Source organism: Actinophytocola sp. (assembly GCF_050699935.1).
In the GTDB taxonomy this organism is placed as follows: domain Bacteria; phylum Actinomycetota; class Actinomycetes; order Mycobacteriales; family Pseudonocardiaceae; genus Actinophytocola.
Genome location: NZ_JBOHGB010000289.1, coordinates 1 through 2,589, shown reverse-complemented (window position 1 = coordinate 2,589; position 2,589 = coordinate 1). Strand labels below are relative to the sequence as shown.

The following is a 2,589-nucleotide window of genomic DNA, read 5'->3' as shown; positions in this document are numbered from 1 at the left end:
GACCGGGGCCGGTGGCGGATCGCGGTCTTCGACCCGGCCCCCGCCGATCACGGCTACCGCCAGTTCGTCGCGATCTGGGACTACAACGGCAACATCATCCTCGGCGACGACGCCAACAGCGGCGAAGGCTTGGCCCGCCCCTACATCCCGCACACCGTCAGCCGGGGCCGCTCCCAGGACTGGCCCGCCTCCACCGCGACCGACTGGGAACCCCTCGACATCATCCGCCTCCACCGCCAGCACCCACAGCTCTACATCGAATACCGCCACACGTCCGACGAACCGAACACGCGCGGCGAAATCCGTCTCCGCGACACCCAAGCCGGCGTCCTGGCCACAAAGCCGGTCGGTTACGTCACCGTCTGGGAACGAACCCAGATGCCCATGCCCGGCGTCTTCGGCGACATGCGGGAAATCTGGCTCGAAGCCCGCCGCACCACCGGCCCCGGCAACATCCGCGCCACCGTCGTACACGCCTCCGGCATCCAATCCTAACAGGACTGATTAGGCACTGATTAGGCGGAGCCGTTGCGCAGACCGTCGTTCAGACAGTCCGGCGTGTACTCACCTTCCAGGCACGGCATCGCGTCCGGCGCCGTCGTCGGCGCGGTCGTGGTCGTTGTTGTCGTGGCAGGCGGTTCGACCGGCGCCGGTGCCGGCTCTGGTGTGGGCGCTGGTTCGTCGTTGACCGGTTCGGCCCGAGCCGCCGTGTCCACCGCTGGCGCGGGAACCTCGGCGCTCGCCGGGACTGGCCGAGTCGTGGTCTCGCTGGTCGTGCTCGACGCCGATGTTCTGGCGCTGGTGCTGATGGTCGGTGCGCTGGCCGGCTCCTGCCGCTGTTCGGCCGCCGGTGGCTCGGTCGTGGTGAGCGTGACGACCGCTCCGGCCGCGCCGCCGAGCAGCAGCGCGCCGCACGCGATAGCGACGACCAGCGGCCACGCCGCCGTGTTCCCGGCGCGGTCTCGTCCTGGTTCACGGTGCCTCCCTCGTGGTTGTCCACACCCTGTGGATCACTCCTGTGGCCACTATGTCCGGCCACCGCGCGCTACCACTCCCGGCCCACCACTCCATTCCCTGTATCGCCTGTTGAGGAGCCCTTTTCTGATGACCGATTACGGCATCGACGTCAGCCACTGGAACCGTGTCGACGACTGGAAAGCCGTGCGCGGCAACAACATCACCTACGCATCGATCAAGGTCACCGAGTCCACCGGCTTCACCGACCCCGCCGCCACCGGCCACGCCAACGGCGCCCGCGCCGCCGGTATCCGCGCGGGTGGCTACCACTTCGCCCGCGACACCAGCATCAACGCGCAGGTCGATCACTTCGCCGGCCATCTCCGCGCCCGCGGCCTGCTCGCGCCGGGCTCGCTCGCACCCATGATCGACATGGAAGCCGCGGAACTCCGCGACAACGCCAACCCCTTCCTCACCGCGTTCATCCCCCGCCTGCGCCAGGTCACCGGCGTTCGGCGGGTGCTCGTGTACGCCAACCTCGACTGGTGGACCCGCGTCCTCCGGCCGAACGAGTGGGCCGACGCCGACGTCCTGTTGTGGATCGCCCGCTACAACGGCGACCCCGGCAACCCCGGCTGGGCGCACCCCAAGCTGGCGCTGCACCAGCACACCAGCAGCGGCACCGTGCCCGGCATCCCCGGCCACGTCGACCGCAACGCCACCATCGGCACCTACACCCTCGGCCACCTCGTGCTCGACGGCACACCCGCGCCGGGACCAGCACCACAGCCGAAACCGCCGGCGCCAGCTCCTGAGCCAGAGTCCGGCACCTACACCGTCCGCGCGGGCGACACGCTCTCCGGGATCGCCGCCCGGCACGGCACGACCTGGCAGACCCTCGCGCGGCTCAACAACATCCCGAACCCGGACCTGATTCACCCCGGTCAGGTCCTCACCCTCCCCAACGCCGCGAGCGGCGCACCGGCACGGACCTACACCGTCAAACCCGGCGACACCCTCTCCGCGATCGCAACGCGGCACGACACCACCTGGCAACGCCTCGCCCAGCTCAACGGGCTGGCCAACCCCGACCTCATCCACCCCGGACAGGTCCTCCGCCCGCCCTGAATCCCCTCACCCCACCAACAGAGAAGGACACACCGATCCCCATGACCACACCCACCACCCCGAGTCCCGCCAGCACGAGCCGGCCGCGTCCGGTGCGGATCGCCGCGTCGATCGTCGGCGGGCTGACCGCGCTCCTGGCCGGGCTCGTCGGGTCCGGCCTGCTCACCACCGTGCAGGGCGACGCGCTCACCGGCATCATCACCGCCGCCGTCGCCGCGCTCGGCGCGTTCGGCTACGTGATCACCACCGAACGCAAGGTCACCCCGATCACCGACCCCCGCGACCACGCCGGCCGCCCGCTCGTCCCCGCCGATACCCCCGCGACCGGCGAGACTGGCGAACCGCTCGACTTGTAACCCCTCACTGACCAGCCGTTTTCGCTGACCACCCCAGCACGCCCACAGGGGAGGTCAGCGAAACCGGTCCATTCCGGGGCGCGCTGGCCGACCCTGGAGAACACCATCCCGTGCCCCGCGACACCGACGATCCGCGATGGACAGTTGA

General features: G+C 70.2%; 3 protein-coding genes. All 3 read left to right on the top strand.

Translation table 11 applies throughout. The annotated features are described in order from the left end of the window. The coding region (locus tag ACRDTB_RS37955) for a hypothetical protein (protein WP_431437112.1) at window positions 1-495 on the top strand (495 nt) is incomplete at its 5' end. Between the two features lie 609 nt (window positions 496-1,104). After that, the gene (locus tag ACRDTB_RS37950) at window positions 1,105-2,085 is read left to right on the top strand and encodes a LysM peptidoglycan-binding domain-containing protein (protein ID WP_431437111.1); all 981 of its coding nucleotides are present in this window, start codon (window positions 1,105-1,107) and stop codon (window positions 2,083-2,085) included. A 41-nt stretch (window positions 2,086-2,126) separates the two neighbouring features. Then, window positions 2,127-2,441 carry a hypothetical protein gene (locus ACRDTB_RS37945; protein ID WP_431437110.1) on the top strand — a complete coding sequence of 105 codons (315 nt, stop codon included), beginning with the start codon at window positions 2,127-2,129 and terminating at the stop codon, window positions 2,439-2,441. The last annotated feature ends 148 nt before the right edge of the window (window positions 2,442-2,589 follow it).

Coding starts and splice junctions, on each gene's coding strand:
- ACRDTB_RS37950 (WP_431437111.1), top strand. CDS start 1,105: ATGACCGATTACGGCATCGACGTCAGCCACTGGAACCGTGTCGACGAC.
- ACRDTB_RS37945 (WP_431437110.1), top strand. CDS start 2,127: ATGACCACACCCACCACCCCGAGTCCCGCCAGCACGAGCCGGCCGCGT.